The following is a 16,161-nucleotide window of genomic DNA, read 5'->3' on the forward strand; positions in this document are numbered from 1 at the left end:
CGCGTCACCCCCCTGACCGTGCCAGGGTACCGACTGGGTGCGACAAGAACCGCCTCACGAGCCCGGCCGGTTACCCCAGTTGCCGCGGTGCGTGACGCTCGGTGACTCCCGCCGGCCCCGCTTGAGCGACGGCGACTTCTTGTCCTGCGCGCGGAAACCGATGGTCATGGCCCCGATCGGGGTGTACGCCTCCGGGACCCCGAACTCGGCCCGGAACTGCGGGATCCGGTCCGGGGTGATGCCGAAGAAGCACGCCCCCAGGCCCTCGTCGACCGCGCCGAGCAGCACGAGCAGGCTCGCCATCCCGGTGTCGATGTGCCAGTAGGGCACCGGCCACCGGGCCTCGTCGCGGTCGGTCCAGCCCTTGTCCGGCTGTGCGTAACGGTCGAGGTAGGCGTCGCGGTGGCTCAGCGGCACGACGATGACGGGCGCCTTGGTCATGCCCTCCATCCAGCCCGTCGGCGGCTGCTCCTCGGGCGTCGTGACGGTCCAGAACCGCTCGACGTCCCCGGGGGTGTCGAGCAGCAGGAACTCCCAGCCCTGGGAGAAGCCCGCCGACGGAGCGTGGGTGGCGTAGCCGAGCAGCCGCTCGACGGCCTCCGCCGGCACAGGACGGTCGGGGTCGTAGTTGCGCACCATCCGCCGCCGGCGGATCACCTCGGAAAGCTCCACGAAGTGCAGCCTAGATCGCGCGAATTCCCCACGTGCCGCGCCAGGTCGAACCGGGCTCGAGGATCACCACGTCGCGGCCGGAGCGGAAGGCGTCCGGCGGGCAGGTCATCGGCTCGATCGCCAGGGCCTTGCGCAGCCGGTCGGTCGGGAGCGTGTCGGAGGAGTACACCTGCCACCAGGTGAAGGCGGCGTCGGCCCAGACGGTCACCCCGCGGCCGTCGGGCGCGGTGATCTCCACCTCCGAGCCGCCGTCCGGGCCGGCGTCCACGTCGCCGAAGGCCGTGTCGAGCACGGTGGCGCCGAGCCGGCGGCCCTCCACGAAGTCGTACTCGGTGCCCGTCACCCTCGCCGCGCCGATGGGCAGCAGGCGCACGTCGACGAGGACGCGGCTGCGGGCCGGAACGCGCAGGGTCAGGTCGTCCACCGGCACGCCCGGCACGAGGACGTACGGGTGCGTGGCGAGCCCGAACGGGGCCGCGGTGCCGCCGTTGTTCGTCACCTCGTGCTCGGCGCGCAGGCCGTCCTCGCTCACCGACCAGGTGGTGCGCAGGCGCAGCGGCCACCGGTACCCGGGCTGGGGCACGATGTCGTGCTCGACGGTCACGCGGTCCTCGGCGACGTCCACGGCGGTCCAGCGCGTCCAGTTCACGAGCCCGTGGATGGCATTGTGCCGCTCCGGCTCGGTGAGCGGCAGCTGGTAGTGCTCACCCTCGAACGCGTACTGCCCGTCGCGGATCCGGTTCGGCCACGGGGCCAGCACCTGCCCGGCGCTGCCGACGGCGTGCTCGCGCTCCTCATAGCCGGAGACGACGTCGCGCCCATCCGAGGTGAAGGTGCGGACGCCACCGCCCACCTCCACGATGACGGCCTCCTGGCCGCCGGAGCGGATCGTCCACTGTGTACCCGAGGGCGCCTGCTGTAGCTGCGCGGCGGCGGCGGTTTCCATGGTCAGTGACAATATCGTCACCCCGTCGAGTCGGTGTAGCGGAGGAGCACCGGGAACGCCGCCGCGAGCAGCACCGCCACCACGGCGGCCGCGATGCCGCCGGCGACCCAGGAGAACGTCGAGCCCGCCACGTCGGCCACCGATCCGGCCCGAAGGTCACCCAGACGTGGACCTCCGGCGACCACGGCGAAGAAGACGCCCTGGAGCCGGCCGCGCATCTCGTCGGGCGCGCTGAGGAGCACGGTCTGGCGGTACACCCCGCTGATCATGTCCGCCGCCCCGGCCAATGCCATGAAAGCTACACACGCCCACAGCCATGGCACCGCCCCGGCCGCCGCGACCGCGAGCCCCCAGCCGACGACGGCGCCCACGAGCGCCACACCGCGGCGGTGCACCCGGTTGATCCAGCCCGACGTGAGCCCGGCCAGCACGGCGCCGATCGCGATCGAGGAGTACAGCCAGCCCAGCGAGGCCGCCCCGAAGCGCTCGTCGGCGACGACCGGGAACAGCGCCTTGGGCATGGCCAGCACCATCGCGGCGATGTCGATGGCGAACGTGAGCAGGATCAGGCGGTGCCCGGCCAGGAAGCGCAGCCCCACGCCGATGTCGCGCAGGCCGGCCGACTGTTTCTCGCCGGTGGGGGGCAGGGCGGGCAGGCGCAGCGTGGCCCACAGCACCACCGTGAACAGCACGGCGTCGACCGCGTAGGCGGCCGAGAAGTCGAGCGCGGCGATGATGATGCCGGCCCCGACCGGGCCGCCGATCGCGGCCACGTTCGACACGGTGAAGCCCAGCGTGTTGGCCGAGGCCACCTCCTCGGAGCCGACCAGCGACGGGATGATCGCCTGGCGCACCGGGCTGTTGACGCCGAACGCGGCCGACTGGGCGGCGATGAGCGCGAGCATCAGCCAGGCGTTGTTCAGGTGCAGCACGGCCTGGACCAGCAGCCCGAGCGTGGTCAGCCACATCAGGACCGAGCTGGTCAGCAGCACCTTGCGCCGGTCGTAGGCGTCGGCGATGGCGCCGCCCCAGATCGAGAAGACGATGAGCGGGACGAGGCCGACGAAGCTGGCCACGCCGACCCACAGCGAGGACTTCGTGATGGCGTAGACCTGCACGGGTACGGCGACGGCGGTGAACTGCACGCCGAAGAAGGACACCGCGTTGCCGACGAAGATGCGGCGGTACGCGCTGTGGCGCAGCGGCCGGATGTCGATCGCGTGCCGGCGCAGCCACCCCTTGCGCTCGGTCTGCTGATGCTCGGTCTGCTGATGTTCGTCCTCGACCGCGGTCACGGCGCGAGCCGCTCGACCCGGGTGACGCCGTCCGCGGTGACGTACCGCAGCCGGTCGTGCAGACGGCTCGCCCGACCCTGCCAGAACTCGACCTCGTCCGGGGCGACCCGGAACCCGCCCCAGTGCGGCGGCGCCTCGATCGGCCCGTCGCCGAAGCGGCGCTCGGCCGCCGCCAGCCAGCCCTCGATGTCGGCCCGGGAGCCGATCACCGTCGACTGGGGGCTCGCCCAGGCGCCGAGCTGGGCCCCGCGCGGGCGCACCGCGAAGTACTCCTCGGTCTCCTCCCGCGGGATCTTCGTGACCGTTCCGCCCACGATGACCTGGCGGTGGAGGTGGTACCAGGGGAAGACGAGCGTCGCCCGCGGGTTCCCCGCAAGATCGTGTCCCTTGCGCGAGTCGTAGTTCGTGAAGAACGTGAAACCGCGCTGGTCGTACCCCTTGAGCAGCACCGTGCGCGCGGACGGCCGGCCCTCCGCCGTGGCGGTGGCCAGCAGCATCGCGTTCGGCTCGGGAAGGCCGGCCTCGAGGGCATCGGCGAACCAGGTGGCGAATTGGTCGAACCACGAAGCGGCGAGCTTTTCCTCGGCCAGTTCGCCGGTGTACTCGGTGCGCATGCGGGACAAATCTTGCGGTGATGTGCTGGGTGTCACGCTCACATCCTTCCTCCGAGGATCGGATTTGCGTGAAGATGTGTCGTGCAGGACACATTTGAGCCAACGTTCAGTCGGCAGTCGCCACGCTCCTGGGCGAAGATGGCTGGAGGTTGACACCCCGATTTCATGCAGGAGTGCGTCATGTCCGATTTCAAGCCGGGACTCGAGGGCGTGATCGCCTTCGAATCGCAGATCGCTGAGCCCGACAAGGAAGGCGGCGCCCTGCGCTATCGCGGCGTCGACATCGAGGATCTCATCGGCCAGGTGTCCTTCGGCAACGTTTGGGCATTGCTGGTCGACGGGAAGTTCGGCCCCGGCCTGCCGCCCGCCGAGCCGTTCCCCGTGCCCGTCCACTCCGGCGACATCCGCGTCGACGTGCAGTCCGCGGTCGCCATGCTCGCCCCGTACTGGGGCCTGGGCCAGCTGCTGGACATCGAGACCCCGCAGGCCCGCGAGGACCTGGCCCGGGTCAGCGTCACCGCGCTCTCCTTCGTCGCCCAGGCGGCCCGCGGCCTCGGGCTGCCGGCCGTGCCGCAGAAGGAGATCGACAAGGCCGAGACCATCGTCGAGCGGTTCATGCGCCGCTGGCGGGGCGACCCCGACCCGCGGCACGTCAAGGCCGTCGACGCGTACTTCATCTCCGCCGCCGAGCACGGCATGAACGCCTCCACGTTCACCGCCCGCGTGGTCGCCTCCACCGGCGCCGACGCGGCCGCCTGCATCTCCTCGGGGATCGGTGCCCTGTCCGGCCCGCTGCACGGCGGCGCGCCGTCGCGGGTGCTCGGCATGATCGAGGCGGTCGAGCGCAGCGGTGACGCCGAGGGTTACGTCAAGAGCGTGCTCGACCGCGGCGAGCGCCTGATGGGCTTCGGGCACCGCGTGTACCGGGCCGAGGACCCCCGCGCCCGTGTGCTGCGCCGCACCGCCAAGGAGCTCAGCGCCCCCCGCTTCCAGGTCGCCGAGGCGCTGGAGAAGGCCGCGCTGGCCGAGCTGCACAGCCGTCGCCCCGACCGCGTGCTCGCCACCAACGTGGAGTTCTGGTCGGCCGTCGTCCTGGACTTCGCCGAGGTACCGGCGCACATGTTCACGTCGATGTTCACCTGCGCCCGCGTGGCCGGGTGGAGCGCGCACATCCTCGAGCAGAAGGACCTGGGCCGGCTGGTGCGGCCGTCGGCGACGTACGTCGGGCCGGCCCCGCGCAAGCCGCAGGACGTCGAGGGGTGGGACAAGGTCACCCACGGCGTCTGACCGTGTAGCGGTCCGGAGCGAAGCGGAGGGGCCGCTGCACCATGAACACAGCCATTGCGCGCCGCCGGAGCGAAGCGGAGGAGGCGCGTGTGACGAAGGTTAATTTTTCCGGGGGTGCGGCGCGGAAGGTGGCAGGATCCGCGAGGTACCCGCTCGCCCGCCGCACCCCGGAGTACTCACATGGCTGAAATCCGCATCCCCGACGAGATCAAGCCCAAGGACGGCCGCTTCGGCTCCGGCCCGAGCAAGGTGCGGCCCGAGGCCCTGCAGGCCCTCGCCGGCGTCGCCTCGACGTGGATGGGGACGAGCCACCGCCAGAAGCCGGTCCGCGACCAGGTCGCCCGGCTGCGCCGCGGCCTCGCCGAGCTGTTCAGCCTGCCCGAGGGCTACGAGGTGGTGCTCGGCAACGGCGGCAGCACCGCGTTCTGGGAGGTCGCGGTCTTCGGCCTGATCCGGGACCGGGCCCAGTTCGCCAGCTTCGGCGAGTTCGGCGCCAAGTTCGCCTCGGCGGCCAAGAAGGCCCCGTTCCTGGGCGAGCCGACCGTGGTCAAGGCCGACCCGGGCACCGGCGCGTTCCTGCGTGCCGAGGAGGGCGTCGACGCGTACTGCTCGCCCCACAACGAGACCTCGACGGGCGTCGCGGTGCCGGTGCAGCGGCTGAGCGGTACCGACGCCGGCTCTTTGCACCTGACCGACGGGACGTCGGGCGCAGGCGGGCTCGACGTCGACGTCAGCCAGACGGACGTGTACTACTTCGCGCCGCAGAAGGGCTTCGGCTCCGACGGCGGCCTGTGGATCGCCCTCATGTCGCCGGCCGCCATCGCGCGGGCCGCGGAGATCAAGGAGTCGGGCCGCTACATCCCCGACTTCCTCGACCTGCAGACCGCCATCGACAACTCGCGGCTCGAGCAGACCTACAACACCCCGGCCCTGGCCACCATCTTCATCGCCGCCGAGCAGGTCGACTGGATGCTGGCCGGCGGCGGGCTCTCCTTCGCCGCCAAGCGCAGCGAGGAGTCGGCGGCGCTGCTGTACGGCTGGGCCGAGCGCTCCAGCGTGGCGACCCCGTTCGTCGCCGACCCGGCGGTCCGCTCCAACGTGGTCGGCACGATCGACTTCGTTGACTCGATCGACGCGACGGCGATCTCCAAGGCGCTGCGCGCGAACGGGATCGTGGACACGGAGCCGTACCGCAAGCTGGGCCGCAACCAGCTGCGCGTCGCGATGTTCCCGGGCGTCGACCCGGCGGACGTGGAGGCGCTGACCGTGTGCATCGACCACGTGATCGAACGGCTCTGATCTGCTTTTTGTCGGCGCGGCGCACGTGGCGCCAGCTAGGGTTGCCGTACTGTGACCGGAAGGCGCCGGCCGATGGCGCCTGATGCGGGTGGGACGGAGGCACGCGATGCGGCCTGTGCGATTCGTCGCCCTCTCGGAGGACGGCCAGGCGTTCGTTCTTGCCGACGAGGTTGGGCGACTGCTGGCGCTGCCCATCGATGACCGTGTCCACGGTGCCCTGCGCGCCGACCACAGCCACCCGACCAGCACGCCCGAGACCGGCTCGTCGCAGCTCGCGCCGCGCGACATCCAGGCCCGCATCCGCTCCGGCGAGTCGGCCGAGGAGGTCGCGCGGGTCGCCGGCGTGCCCGTCGACCGGGTGCTGCGCTACGCGGGCCCGGTGCTGCAGGAGCGGGCCATGCTCGCCCAGCACGCCCGGCGGACGCGGCTGAAGACCTCGGAGCGGGGCTCGTCCCTGGCCGAGGTCGTCGACACGCGCCTCGGCCAGCACGGCATCGACACGGAGAAGATCTCCTGGGACGCGTACCGCCGCGAGGACGGCACGTGGCGCATCACCGCGACCTGGCCCAGCGGCAAGGCGACGGCCCAGGCCGTCTGGGAGCTGGACAAGGCCCGGCAGCTGGTCGCGCCGCACGACGACATGGCGCAGTACCTGTGCACCGAGCGCGGCCCCAACGCCCTCGGGGCGGAGCCGCCCGCGCCCGAGCGCGCGCTGCCCAGCCGCGGCGAGACCAGCCGCGGCGACCTCGGCCTGCGCACCGACTCGGTGCGCGGCGGCGGCCACGAGCCCATGCGCCCGTCCGCGCCGGAGCGCCGCCCCGGCGGCCGGACGCTGGGCAACGACCCGATCCGCGCCGGGCGCGACGCGCTGCTGGCCTCGCTGGACCGCCCGCTCGGCTCGCAGCCGGGCGACGAGGCGGCCCCGGTCGTCACGCCGCCGGCCAAGCACGAGAGCCGCGCCCGCGGGGCCGCCGCGCTGATCGGCCGCTCCCCGTTCGACGAGGACACCGACCAGGCCAAGGAGGTGCCGGCGGTACCCTCGCTGGCCGTTCTGCGCCCGCGGCGCAACACGACCTCGGCGGCGGGCGTGGTCGAGCAGCCCTCGGCGGCCAACGAGAAGCCGCGCAAGCGCCTGCCCAGCTGGGACGACGTGCTCTTCGGCGGCGCCCCGGCGGCCCGGGAGACTTCCTGAGTAGGTTGGTGTCCATGGAGTACACCAACCTCGGGCGCACCGGCCTGTCCGTCAGCCGGCTCTGCCTGGGCACCATGAACTTCGGGCCGAAGACCACCGAACCCGACAGCTTCGCGATCATGGACCGCGCGCTGGAGCACGGCATCAACTTCTTCGACACCGCGAACGTGTACGGCTGGAAGACCGGCGAGGGCATCACCGAGAACATCATCGGCAACTGGTTCGCCCAGGGCGGTGGCCGGCGCGAGAAGGTCGTGCTGGCCACCAAGGTCTACGGCAAGATGCAGGAGTGGCCCAACGGCCAGGGCCTCTCCGCGCGGCACATCGTCGCCGAGGCCAACGCGTCCCTGCGGCGCCTGCAGACCGACTACATCGACGTGTACCAGATGCACCACATCTCCCGCAGCACGCCCTGGGAGGAGATCTGGCAGGCGATGGAGCTCCTCGTCGCCCAGGGCAAGGTGTTGTACGTCGGGTCCTCCAACTTCGCCGGCTGGCACATCGCGGCCGCGCAGGAGTCGGCGAAGGCGCGCCACTTCCTGGGCCTCGTCGCCGAGCAGTGCATCTACAACCTCATGGCCCGCACGGTCGAGCTCGAGGTGCTGCCGGCCGCCCGCCAGTACGGCCTCGGCGTCATCCCGTGGTCCCCGCTGCACGGCGGCCTGCTGAGCGGCGCCCTGGCGAAGATCGCCGCGGGCGCGGCCGGCCGCAGCGGCGAGGGCCGCTCCGCCGAAGACCTGGAGAAGCACCGCGGCGCGATCGAGCAGTTCGAGAAGCTCGCGGCCGAGCTGGGCGCCGACCCGTCCAACCTGGCCCTGGCCTGGCTCCTGGCCCAGGACGGCGTGACGGCCCCGATCATCGGCCCGCGCACGCTCGAGCAGCTGGACAGCACGCTGGGCGCGCTGTCGCTGGAGCTGTCGCAGGCGACGCTGGACCGGCTGGACGAGATCTTCCCGCCCGTGGGCAAGGGCGGCCCCGGCCCGGAGGCCTGGGCCTGGTAGCTCGTTTGTCTTCGGCGTCGGTCCCAGCCGGGACCGGCGCCGTTTTCATTGCAGACCGACGGTCCTGATGACGTCATACTCGGGCTGGGGCCCAAGGCGACTGCGCATCAGTCGTACCTCGTCGAGCCGCCACTCGGGCGAGCGGTACGCGGCGAGATGCTCGAGATCCATCGCCAGCTCCTCGGCCCCGACCAGCTCCCCGGGCCGAGCGATCGTCACGTGCGGCTGCCAGTCCCGCCGGTCGAACGGCAGCCGGCGCCGGCGCAACGCCTTGCGCACCGCGTCCCCCAGCCGCCGCAGCGCGATCCCCCCGTCGTCGCTCTCGACCCCGGCGACGAGATGCTTGAACTGCTTGCGCCCGATCGTCTTCCCGCCCGCGATGCGCACGGTGGGCGCCTCGACCTCTCCGAGCTCGAGCAAAGCCTCCCCGGCGGCGTCCTCGTCCTCGACGTCCCCGATGAACGCGACCGTGAGATGCCACCGCTCGGGCGGCGCGAGCCGAACTGACTTCTCCCGCGGCCGCGCCACCGCCAGCCCGTCAACCATGCGCTTGAAGTGCTCCCGCACCTCGACCGGCGGGTAGACCGCCATGAACACCCTGCTCACGCTTTGCCTTGTCTCCCTGCTCACCTCGGTTGCGCGCTGGTGTTACGGAGCACCAGGCCGGCTCGCTGCAGCTCCCCCTCGACCCGGAGCCGCTCGAGCTCGAGATCGATCCCGGAGACCTCGTCGAGGTGCTCCTCGATGCCAAGCTGCGCACACGCCGTGTGCAACCCTTCGTCATACGCTTCCTGCACCGCAACGAACCACACCCGAGACCGCGTGGCCACACTCTCCCGAAGCCGATTGAGCCGCCGAAGATCCCCGGCAACCTGCTCGATCGGCGGCCCGACGGCCCGAGCCCCACGGGCACCGACAACCTGGTCAACACCACGCCCGACGCGGCCGATCACCCACCGCCGCCGCAACCACCCACCACCGCGCAACTCCCGACCGCGCGCCCCCCACCGATGCTCAGCGACACGCTCTTCACCCCGCCGCCGAGACCGCTCCTCGATCCGCCGCCGAACGCCTTGGGGCAACACCTTGAGGACCCGCTCCCACCCGCGAGCGAACACTTCATCGGCCGACATGAGCAGCACACAGACAAGACACGGAGCCACGGCGATCAGCCCAATGACCCCGGCCACCAGCAGGCCGTGCAACACGCCCACGATATGAGACTAAGCTCACAGGGGAACGATCGCCACCGATTTGCCGACCTTCGCCGCGCCAACCTGTCCGCGGTGGTCGCTCGTGGGCTTACTTGGACTGGGGGCTGCCCAACGACGCTCGGCCGATGGTGGCGGGAGCTTGCGCTCCCGCAATGGGTAAGCGTGGTCCCTGCTCGTTGTTGCGTGCGGTTATGCCTCTTGGCCGCTGGTTTCCGGCGGGTTCGTGCGGGTCGTCATTCGGTGGCCCCGGATTTGTGCGCTATATGAAGTGGGGCAGCGTAGTCCGGGGTGGGTTGGGATAATTGTTTTGTGGTCTGGCAGATATCTTTGTTTAGTCGGGCGCAAGTGGCTGCTATGCGGAATCGGACTCGGGCGCGAAATTGGTCGCCTTCTCGGGATGCGTTTCGGCGGGAGCATGCGGAGCGTCGCTACTGGGGGCTTCGGCGGCGGTATGCGGAGAAGCTGCGACGCGAATACGGCAGCGAGGCGGCGGGGTATGCGAGCTTCGCGCGACGGGCGGCGGAGGTGAGGGCGGCCTACGAGCAGCGTTCGATGGCTGCCCTTGCGCCAGCTGGGCCGGTGCCATCGACTGAGCGGACCGAAAGCCCGGTCCTGTTGATTCCGCCGGTTGAGCAGGCCGGATGCGGAACAATCAACCGAAGCCGCACCGACCAGCACATTTCATATTCCGCCGAAACGACCGAACAACGGCATCCATCGTCCATCACCCCGACGGATCCCCGACATCGAAGTCCTCGATCGCCCGACCCCGAAACGCTCCGCACGAAACGGCGATGCACGCATTCCTATGCGCCGACGGAGGCACGGTTGACGCGTCGCCCAGGCGCGGTGATCACGGTCTGCGAGCCACACAAGAAACAACCGACGACGCAGCATTTGAGGCCAATGCAACGGTTCCAACACTGCCCGCACCGCAGCGGCTTACGAGGGCGCTCGGCGTGAACCAACCGCGCGTTGCGGCATGCAACTTCAAGCTCGACCGCTTGCAGACGCCCTGGCTGACGAGGTGCCGCCGACCTCAAAGGTGCTCTTGACCTGTTGCCGGGCGCACTTGGGCCCGACCTTCCACCCCTGTACCAGCCAATGAGGCAGCGGAGACGGAGCAGCACCGCAATACGCCAGTCGCACGGCGAGCCCAGACCGCCCCACAGCGCTGCAGCACCGCCGCAATACACCAGCCACACATCGAGCCAGACCGGCCCACAGCACCGACGCACCGCGCCGCAATACGCCAGCCGCACGTCGAGCCGCACGCACCGCACCGCACCGCACCGCACCGCACCGCACCGCACCGCACCGCACCGCACCGCACCGGCAAGTCAAACCGTCGGCCCAGCTCCCCGTGCTGCACTGGCCAACCCGGGTGCGATGGCGGAAGACGGCGACCACGAGCACGCTCGGCGACGGGCACGGCTGCACAGCGCCGACAAGACCGCAGGCGCGAGGCACACCGGGGGACCCGAGACGCAGGCAGGCGTGAGACTCACCGCGGGATTCGGGGCACAGGCAGGAGCGACGCACACCGGGGCCCCGAGGAACAGGCAGGCACCAGGCACAGGCAGACGCGAAGCACACCGCAGCCGCGAGACACGCCGCAGGACCCGAGGGCACAGGCAGGCGCGAGGCACGCCGCGGCGCCCGAAGTGGACTCCGCGGCGGTGAGGCCGAGCAGGCGGCGCCCCCTCGCCGTCGCCTACCCAGGCCCCACTGCCGCGATTCCCAGGGGCCCGCCCGGGAGCGCCTACTGCGTGCCGGCCCGCAACAGAGATCGGAGTTCTGCTATGGCCTCCTCGTCACCATCCACCTCGATCGGGGAATGCGCATCGGTCGTTGGGGTCGATTCGCGTGCCCAAAGCCACCGCAACAAAGGGACCGGAGCGGCCGTTACCGTCGCCGCCGGCGGAGAAGTGAGTGGCGAACCGCTAGCCGTGGTCACCGCCACGTGGTCGTTTGCGGCCGTCACCAGCCAGGAGCGCGAGAGCGGCGGCGGCGCCAGCAGGCGGACCAGCACGGCGTGGCCCTTCGCGTGCTCCAGGGCCGGCTTGAACTCGTCCGGCGACTCGCGGGAGGCGTAGCCGACGAACAGCTCCAGGAGCTCGGCCACGCCGTCGGACGCCAGGTCGTCCGGGATCGGGGCCGCCTCGACGTCGTGGGCGAGCTCGGCGTCGAGGCGGTGGATGACGGTCTCGAGCGCCATGCGGCGAATCCAGAATTTCACGGTCTGATCGGGGTTGTGCCAGGTCTTGGCCCGGTCGGTGTCGTGGCGGCGGGAGAACTCGTGGGTCAGGGCGCCGTACCCGCGGTCCAGGAGCGCGATCGGGTGCTCGGTGAGCACCTCCGCCGGCGGCCACGGGTCGGGCCAGGAGCCGATGCGCATGACCTCGGCCTTGTGCAGGTACACCTGCCCGACGTGGCGCACCAGGTCGGCCACGGTCCAGGGCATGCAGGTGGGGACCTTGGCGGTCAGGCCGGCGCCCGCCACCTCGCGCAGGCGCATGTAGTCGGCGGCCAGGCACTGCAGCAGTCGCGATCGCTCCATGAATCTGACTCAACCACACAGGTACGACAAAAATCCCGTCAGCGCACCGCCGGACGCACCACCGGCACGCCCCCGGCCCGCTCGTGCACGTGCATGCGCGGGCGCGGGCGCCAGGCCACGTGGATGCGCCCCCGCACGCGGCGCAGCTGCAGCACGCCCAGGAGGACGGCCGCGAAGAGCGAGATCAGCCCGCCCGTCCACAGGCCCGAGCGCGGCCCGAACCGCTCCGCGCACCAGCCGATGATCAGCGAGCCCACCGGCGTGCTGCCGAGGAAGACGAGCACGTACAGCGCCATCACACGGCCGCGGAAGGCGGCCTCCACGCCGAGCTGAATGCGCTGGTTGGCGGCCTGGGCGAAGTAGATCATGAAGAAGCCGGTCGGCAGGAGCAGGACCACGGCGGTCACGAAGTTCGGCGCGAGGCCGACCAGCGACTCGAAGCCGGCGAACAGGATGGCCGCGGCGAGCACGCGGTACACCGACGGGCGGGCCCGGCGCCGCGAGCTGGACAGGGCGCCGGCCAGGGCGCCGACCGCGATCGCGGTGGTGAGCAGGCCGAAGTACTTCGCGTCGACGTGGAACTCGACGCGCGCGAGCACGGCCAGGGTCAGCTGGAAGTTGAAGCCGAAGAGGCTCACGAGGAAGACGAGCAGGATCGCGAGGCTGAGGTCGGGGCGCTGCCGGACGTACCGCAGCCCGTCGATCGTGCGCGCCTCGCTCGCGGCGAGGGCGTCGCGCTCGACACGGTACAACTCGGAAGGGCTCATGCGGGCCAGCGCCACCAGCGGGGCCGTGCACAACGCCGCGGTGAGCAGGAAGATCGGTCCGGTGCGGTCGTGCAGGCCCGCGATGATCAGGCCGGCCACGGCGGGGCCGACGATGCGGGCGGTGTTGAACGTCGCCGAGGACAGCGACAGCGCGTTGGGCAGGAGTTCCTTGCCGACCAGTTCGGAGACGAACGACTGCCGCACGGGCGTCTCGATCGCGCTGATCGCCCCGAAGAGCGCGGCGGTCACGAACACCCACCACAGGTTCACGATGCCGGAGACGACCAGGACTCCGAGGAGGGTGGCGACGACCGCCGAGCCGGCGTTGGCGAGCTGCAGGAGGCGGCGCTTGTCGAAGCGGTCGGCGAGCTGGCCGCCGTACAGGGTGAGCAGGAGCACCGGCGTGAACTGCAGCGCCGTGACGACGCCGAGGGCGGATGCGGAGTTGTCGGAGAGCTGCAGGACGAGCCAGTCCTGCGCCGTGAAGAGCATCCACGTGCCGAGGAGCTTGATGAGCTGGCCGATGGTGAACAACCGATAGTTGCGAACCCGCAACGAGCCGAACGTACTGCCGATCATGTGCTGCGACCGATCCTCCCCAGTATCTCGGCGGCCTTGGTCAGCACCTCGCGCTCCTCCGGGGTCAGAGCCATGAGGTGCTTGGCGAGCCACTCGTCGCGGGTGCGGCGGTGCTCGGCCACGACGGCGCGCCCCGACTCGCTGGCGGCGAGGATTACCTGCCGCCCGTCGGTCGGGTGCGGCGAGCGCTGGACGAGACCGCGTTCCTCCAGCTTCGCGACGATCTTGGTGAGGGTCGGCGGTTGTACCCGCTCGAGCTCGGCCAGCTCCCGCGGCGTCAACGCGCCCGCGAGCTCCAGGCTCGTCAGCGCCGACAGCTGCGTGATCGTCAGGTCGCCCATCGGGCGGGCCTGGCGCAAGCGGCGGTTGAGGCGGGTGATGCTGTCCCGGAGGGCCGCCGCGAGCTGGGCGGCGGCGAGGCGGGGCACGCGAACCATCACGTTAGTTAGCTTACCTAATGAGCATGGCTAACGACCTGTGGGTTGGGTCACGGGAGGCCTGCGGCGAGGAGATCCGGGCGGGTACCGTGAGCGGCGTGACCACCCCGCCCAAGCCGCTCGACCCGCCGATGGTGCCCTTCGCGATCGCGGGGATCGCGCTGTGGGTCGTCGCGGCGTTGATCATGCTGCCGTTCCGGGACGAGCTGGCCGCGCACGGGCACGGCAACTGGTTCGGCATCGCGGTCGCCGGCGCCCTGTGGGGCATTCCGGGCGGGCTCACGATGGTCGTGCACGACCGGAACCGGCGGCGGCGCCGCGAGGGAGCCCGGGCCGCGTCCGATTCGTTCAAGACGGACACCCCGGCCGCGCCCTAGCGTGGGCTACATGAGACTGAACGTATTCGGCCTGGTCGTGGCCGACATGCCGCGCTCGCTCGCCTTCTACCGCCGGCTCGGGCTCGACGTACCGGCCGCCGAGGACGCGAGCCCGCACGTGGAGCACGTCCTCGCCGGCGGGGTCAAGCTGACCTGGGACACCATCGAGACCATCCACTCGTTCGACCCCGAATGGCAGCCGCCGGTCGGGGGCAGCCGCATCGGGCTCGCGTTCGAGTGCGAGTCGCCGGCCGAGGTCGACAAGGTGTACGCCGAGCTGCTCACGGCCGGCTACGAGGGCCACAAGGAGCCGTGGGACGCGTTCTGGGGGATGCGGTACGCCGTCGTCCACGATCCCGACGGCAATGGCGTCGACCTGTACGCCGGCAAGAACTAAGGAACAAGCTCCTTCATCGGTACCCCCGCCAGCGCCTTGACGTCGCGCGCGAGGTGGGCCTGGTCGGCGTAACCGGCGCTCGCGGCCACCGCCGCCAGCCCCACCCCGCCCCGCGCCAGGTCGAGCGCGGCGCCGAGGCGCAGGACACGGGCGAGGTGCTTGAGGCCGTACCCGTACAACCGCAGCCCGCGCCGGTGCAACTGCCGCTCGCTGAGCCCGACCTCCGCCGCGATCCCGGCCACCGGCCGTCCGGCGCGCAGGGGAGCCAGCAGGCGCGGCGCCAGCGGGTCGGGCGCCCGGTCGACGGCGAGCAGGGCGGCCTCGAGCACGGCGACCGGATCGGGCGCCTCCTCGAGCCGTTCCGTCAGGCGGCGCACCTGGTCGGAAGGCCAAAGCGCATCCAGTGGTACCCGCTGATCGCGCACCTCGTCCGCCGAGATCCCCAGCAGCGCCGGGCCCTGGCCGGGCGCGAACCGCACCGCCGCCGTCCGCGCGCCGTCCGGGATCCAGGTCAGGTGCGCGATCGTGTCGGGGCCGGCGACGATCAGGCGGCCTTCGCTGTGGATCACGTCCATGCAGCCGTCGGGCAGGATGCGGGCCGGGCCGCCCGCCCCCGCGCGGTGGCGCCAGGCGACCGCGCCGCGCAGCCGCGACGCGCGTTCCGTGTAGCCGAAATCAGCCGTGCCCATAGGGTTCGGCCGGTTCGTCACCGTCGACGGAGCCCGGGGCGCGGCTGACCGCGACCGCCTCGACCTCGCTGTCGTCGAACACGGTCGGCAGCTCGTCGACCGCCTGGACCTGCTCCACGAGCACCTCGGAGTGCGCGCCGCAGCCATGGTCGGCCGAGACGACCTGGGCGTCGTCGGGCGCGTACTCGTTGCCGCACACCCCGAACGCCTGGCGCAGCGAGCCGGCGAGCTGCAGGTAGAAGCCGCACGAGCCGCAGCGGGCCGCGGACGGGGCGGCCACGGAGATCGGCGCGTTGGGGCCACGGTCGCCGTCGTACCAGCGCTGGGCCGCGTCGAGGCGCCCCTCGCGGGACATCACGCGGGGGCGGCCGAGGCCGAGCTCCCAGTTGAGCGACTCGTCGGCCGGGTCGTCGGACTGCACGTAGCCGGGCTGCAGGCGCGGGTCGTCGGACGGGGTCGGCAGCAGGTCGCCGACGCCGAGGTCGCCGGGCTGCAGGCGCTCCTGCCACGGCACCCACTCGGGCGCGCGCAGCGCCTCGGGGCCGGGCAGCACCGTCGTCTCGCAGATCGTGACCTGCTTGCTGCGCGAGATGCGCGTCACGGTGACGGCCCAGCGCCAGCCGCGGTACCCGGGCAGACCGCACTCGAAGAAGTGGGTGACCAGGCGTTCGCCTTCTGCGACAACGCCCAAATGGGCACCGATGTGGTCGGGATCGACAACGTCTAGGCCCTGCAGCGCGATCTCGACCGCGTCCGTCAGGACCTGGTCGGGCTTGGCGGCACGGCTTCCCCGCGTGGGCGCAGTCGAGGCAGTCACGGGTCCATTGTTCCTCAT

17 protein-coding genes are annotated in these 16,161 nt (G+C 71.4%); 6 read left to right on the forward strand and 11 right to left on the reverse strand.

The annotated features are described in order from the left end of the window. Positions 1-54 precede the first annotated feature (54 nt). Genes ACPPVO_RS57960 through pdxH form a run of 4 tightly spaced genes read right to left on the reverse strand, consistent with a single transcriptional unit; the run spans position 55 to position 3,527 of the window. Positions 55-672, reverse strand: coding sequence for a nitroreductase family protein (locus ACPPVO_RS57960; RefSeq protein WP_426508342.1), 618 nt, complete (start codon positions 670-672; stop codon positions 55-57). Between the two features lie 10 nt (positions 673-682). Then, on the reverse strand, positions 683-1,618 hold the full coding sequence (locus tag ACPPVO_RS57965; RefSeq protein ID WP_360375378.1) for an aldose 1-epimerase family protein: 936 nt from the start codon (positions 1,616-1,618) through the stop codon (positions 683-685). A 17-nt stretch (positions 1,619-1,635) separates the two neighbouring features. Then, positions 1,636-2,850 (reverse strand): MFS transporter, encoded by a 1,215-nt coding sequence (locus tag ACPPVO_RS57970; protein ID WP_426514901.1) that lies wholly within the window; start codon positions 2,848-2,850, stop codon positions 1,636-1,638. 59 nt (positions 2,851-2,909) lie between these two features. Next, positions 2,910-3,527, reverse strand: a complete 618-nt coding sequence (gene pdxH / locus ACPPVO_RS57975) for a pyridoxamine 5'-phosphate oxidase (protein WP_426508344.1) — start codon at positions 3,525-3,527, stop codon at positions 2,910-2,912. 180 nt (positions 3,528-3,707) lie between these two features. Between pdxH and ACPPVO_RS57980 the strand changes: the two genes are divergently transcribed. From ACPPVO_RS57980 to ACPPVO_RS57995, 4 genes are all read left to right on the forward strand, one after another. Continuing rightward, on the forward strand, positions 3,708-4,814 hold the full coding sequence (locus ACPPVO_RS57980; protein WP_360375372.1) for a citrate synthase 2: 1,107 nt from the start codon (positions 3,708-3,710) through the stop codon (positions 4,812-4,814). Positions 4,815-4,994: 180 nt separating this feature from the next. Continuing rightward, the gene (serC, locus tag ACPPVO_RS57985; RefSeq protein WP_426508346.1) at positions 4,995-6,113 is read left to right on the forward strand and encodes a phosphoserine transaminase; all 1,119 of its coding nucleotides are present in this window, start codon (positions 4,995-4,997) and stop codon (positions 6,111-6,113) included. A gap of 106 nt (positions 6,114-6,219) precedes the next feature. Then, entirely contained in the window at positions 6,220-7,305 is a 1,086-nt protein-coding gene (gene sepH, locus ACPPVO_RS57990; protein WP_426508348.1) for a septation protein SepH, read from the forward strand. 14 nt (positions 7,306-7,319) lie between these two features. Further along, positions 7,320-8,306, forward strand: a complete 987-nt coding sequence (locus ACPPVO_RS57995) for an aldo/keto reductase (protein ID WP_360375366.1) — start codon at positions 7,320-7,322, stop codon at positions 8,304-8,306. Positions 8,307-8,351: 45 nt separating this feature from the next. Here the strand turns inward: ACPPVO_RS57995 and thpR are convergent, their stop codons facing one another. The 5 genes from thpR to ACPPVO_RS58020 all read right to left on the reverse strand — a co-directional run bounded on the left by thpR (position 8,352) and on the right by ACPPVO_RS58020 (position 13,863). Continuing rightward, positions 8,352-8,912, reverse strand: coding sequence for an RNA 2',3'-cyclic phosphodiesterase (gene thpR / locus ACPPVO_RS58000; RefSeq protein WP_426508349.1), 561 nt, complete (start codon positions 8,910-8,912; stop codon positions 8,352-8,354). A 20-nt stretch (positions 8,913-8,932) separates the two neighbouring features. Beyond that, the gene (locus ACPPVO_RS58005) at positions 8,933-9,520 is read right to left on the reverse strand and encodes a hypothetical protein (RefSeq protein WP_426508351.1); all 588 of its coding nucleotides are present in this window, start codon (positions 9,518-9,520) and stop codon (positions 8,933-8,935) included. 1,762 nt (positions 9,521-11,282) lie between these two features. Continuing rightward, on the reverse strand, positions 11,283-12,080 hold the full coding sequence (locus ACPPVO_RS58010; RefSeq protein WP_426508353.1) for a maleylpyruvate isomerase N-terminal domain-containing protein: 798 nt from the start codon (positions 12,078-12,080) through the stop codon (positions 11,283-11,285). A 38-nt stretch (positions 12,081-12,118) separates the two neighbouring features. Further along, complete coding sequence (locus ACPPVO_RS58015) at positions 12,119-13,426, reverse strand: MFS transporter (protein ID WP_426508355.1); 1,308 nt, start codon at positions 13,424-13,426, stop codon at positions 12,119-12,121. Then, entirely contained in the window at positions 13,423-13,863 is a 441-nt protein-coding gene (locus tag ACPPVO_RS58020) for a MarR family winged helix-turn-helix transcriptional regulator (protein ID WP_426514902.1), read from the reverse strand. The genes ACPPVO_RS58015 and ACPPVO_RS58020 overlap by 4 nt, the downstream gene beginning before the upstream one ends. A 131-nt stretch (positions 13,864-13,994) precedes the next feature. Between ACPPVO_RS58020 and ACPPVO_RS58025 the strand changes: the two genes are divergently transcribed. After that, positions 13,995-14,240 (forward strand): DUF2530 domain-containing protein, encoded by a 246-nt coding sequence (locus ACPPVO_RS58025; protein ID WP_360375487.1) that lies wholly within the window; start codon positions 13,995-13,997, stop codon positions 14,238-14,240. Positions 14,241-14,250: 10 nt separating this feature from the next. After that, entirely contained in the window at positions 14,251-14,637 is a 387-nt protein-coding gene (locus ACPPVO_RS58030; RefSeq protein ID WP_426508357.1) for a VOC family protein, read from the forward strand. Here ACPPVO_RS58030 and ACPPVO_RS58035 read toward each other — a convergent pair. Both ACPPVO_RS58035 and ACPPVO_RS58040 read right to left on the reverse strand, forming a co-directional pair. Next, entirely contained in the window at positions 14,634-15,326 is a 693-nt protein-coding gene (locus ACPPVO_RS58035) for a helix-turn-helix domain-containing protein (protein ID WP_426508359.1), read from the reverse strand. The two genes, ACPPVO_RS58030 and ACPPVO_RS58035, sit on opposite strands and share 4 nt — an antisense overlap. Further along, on the reverse strand, positions 15,313-16,161 hold the full coding sequence (locus ACPPVO_RS58040) for a DUF3027 domain-containing protein (protein WP_426508361.1): 849 nt from the start codon (positions 16,159-16,161) through the stop codon (positions 15,313-15,315). The genes ACPPVO_RS58035 and ACPPVO_RS58040 overlap by 14 nt, the downstream gene beginning before the upstream one ends.

The organism is Dactylosporangium sp. McL0621 (assembly GCF_049995355.1).
GTDB lineage: Bacteria > Actinomycetota > Actinomycetes > Mycobacteriales > Micromonosporaceae > Dactylosporangium.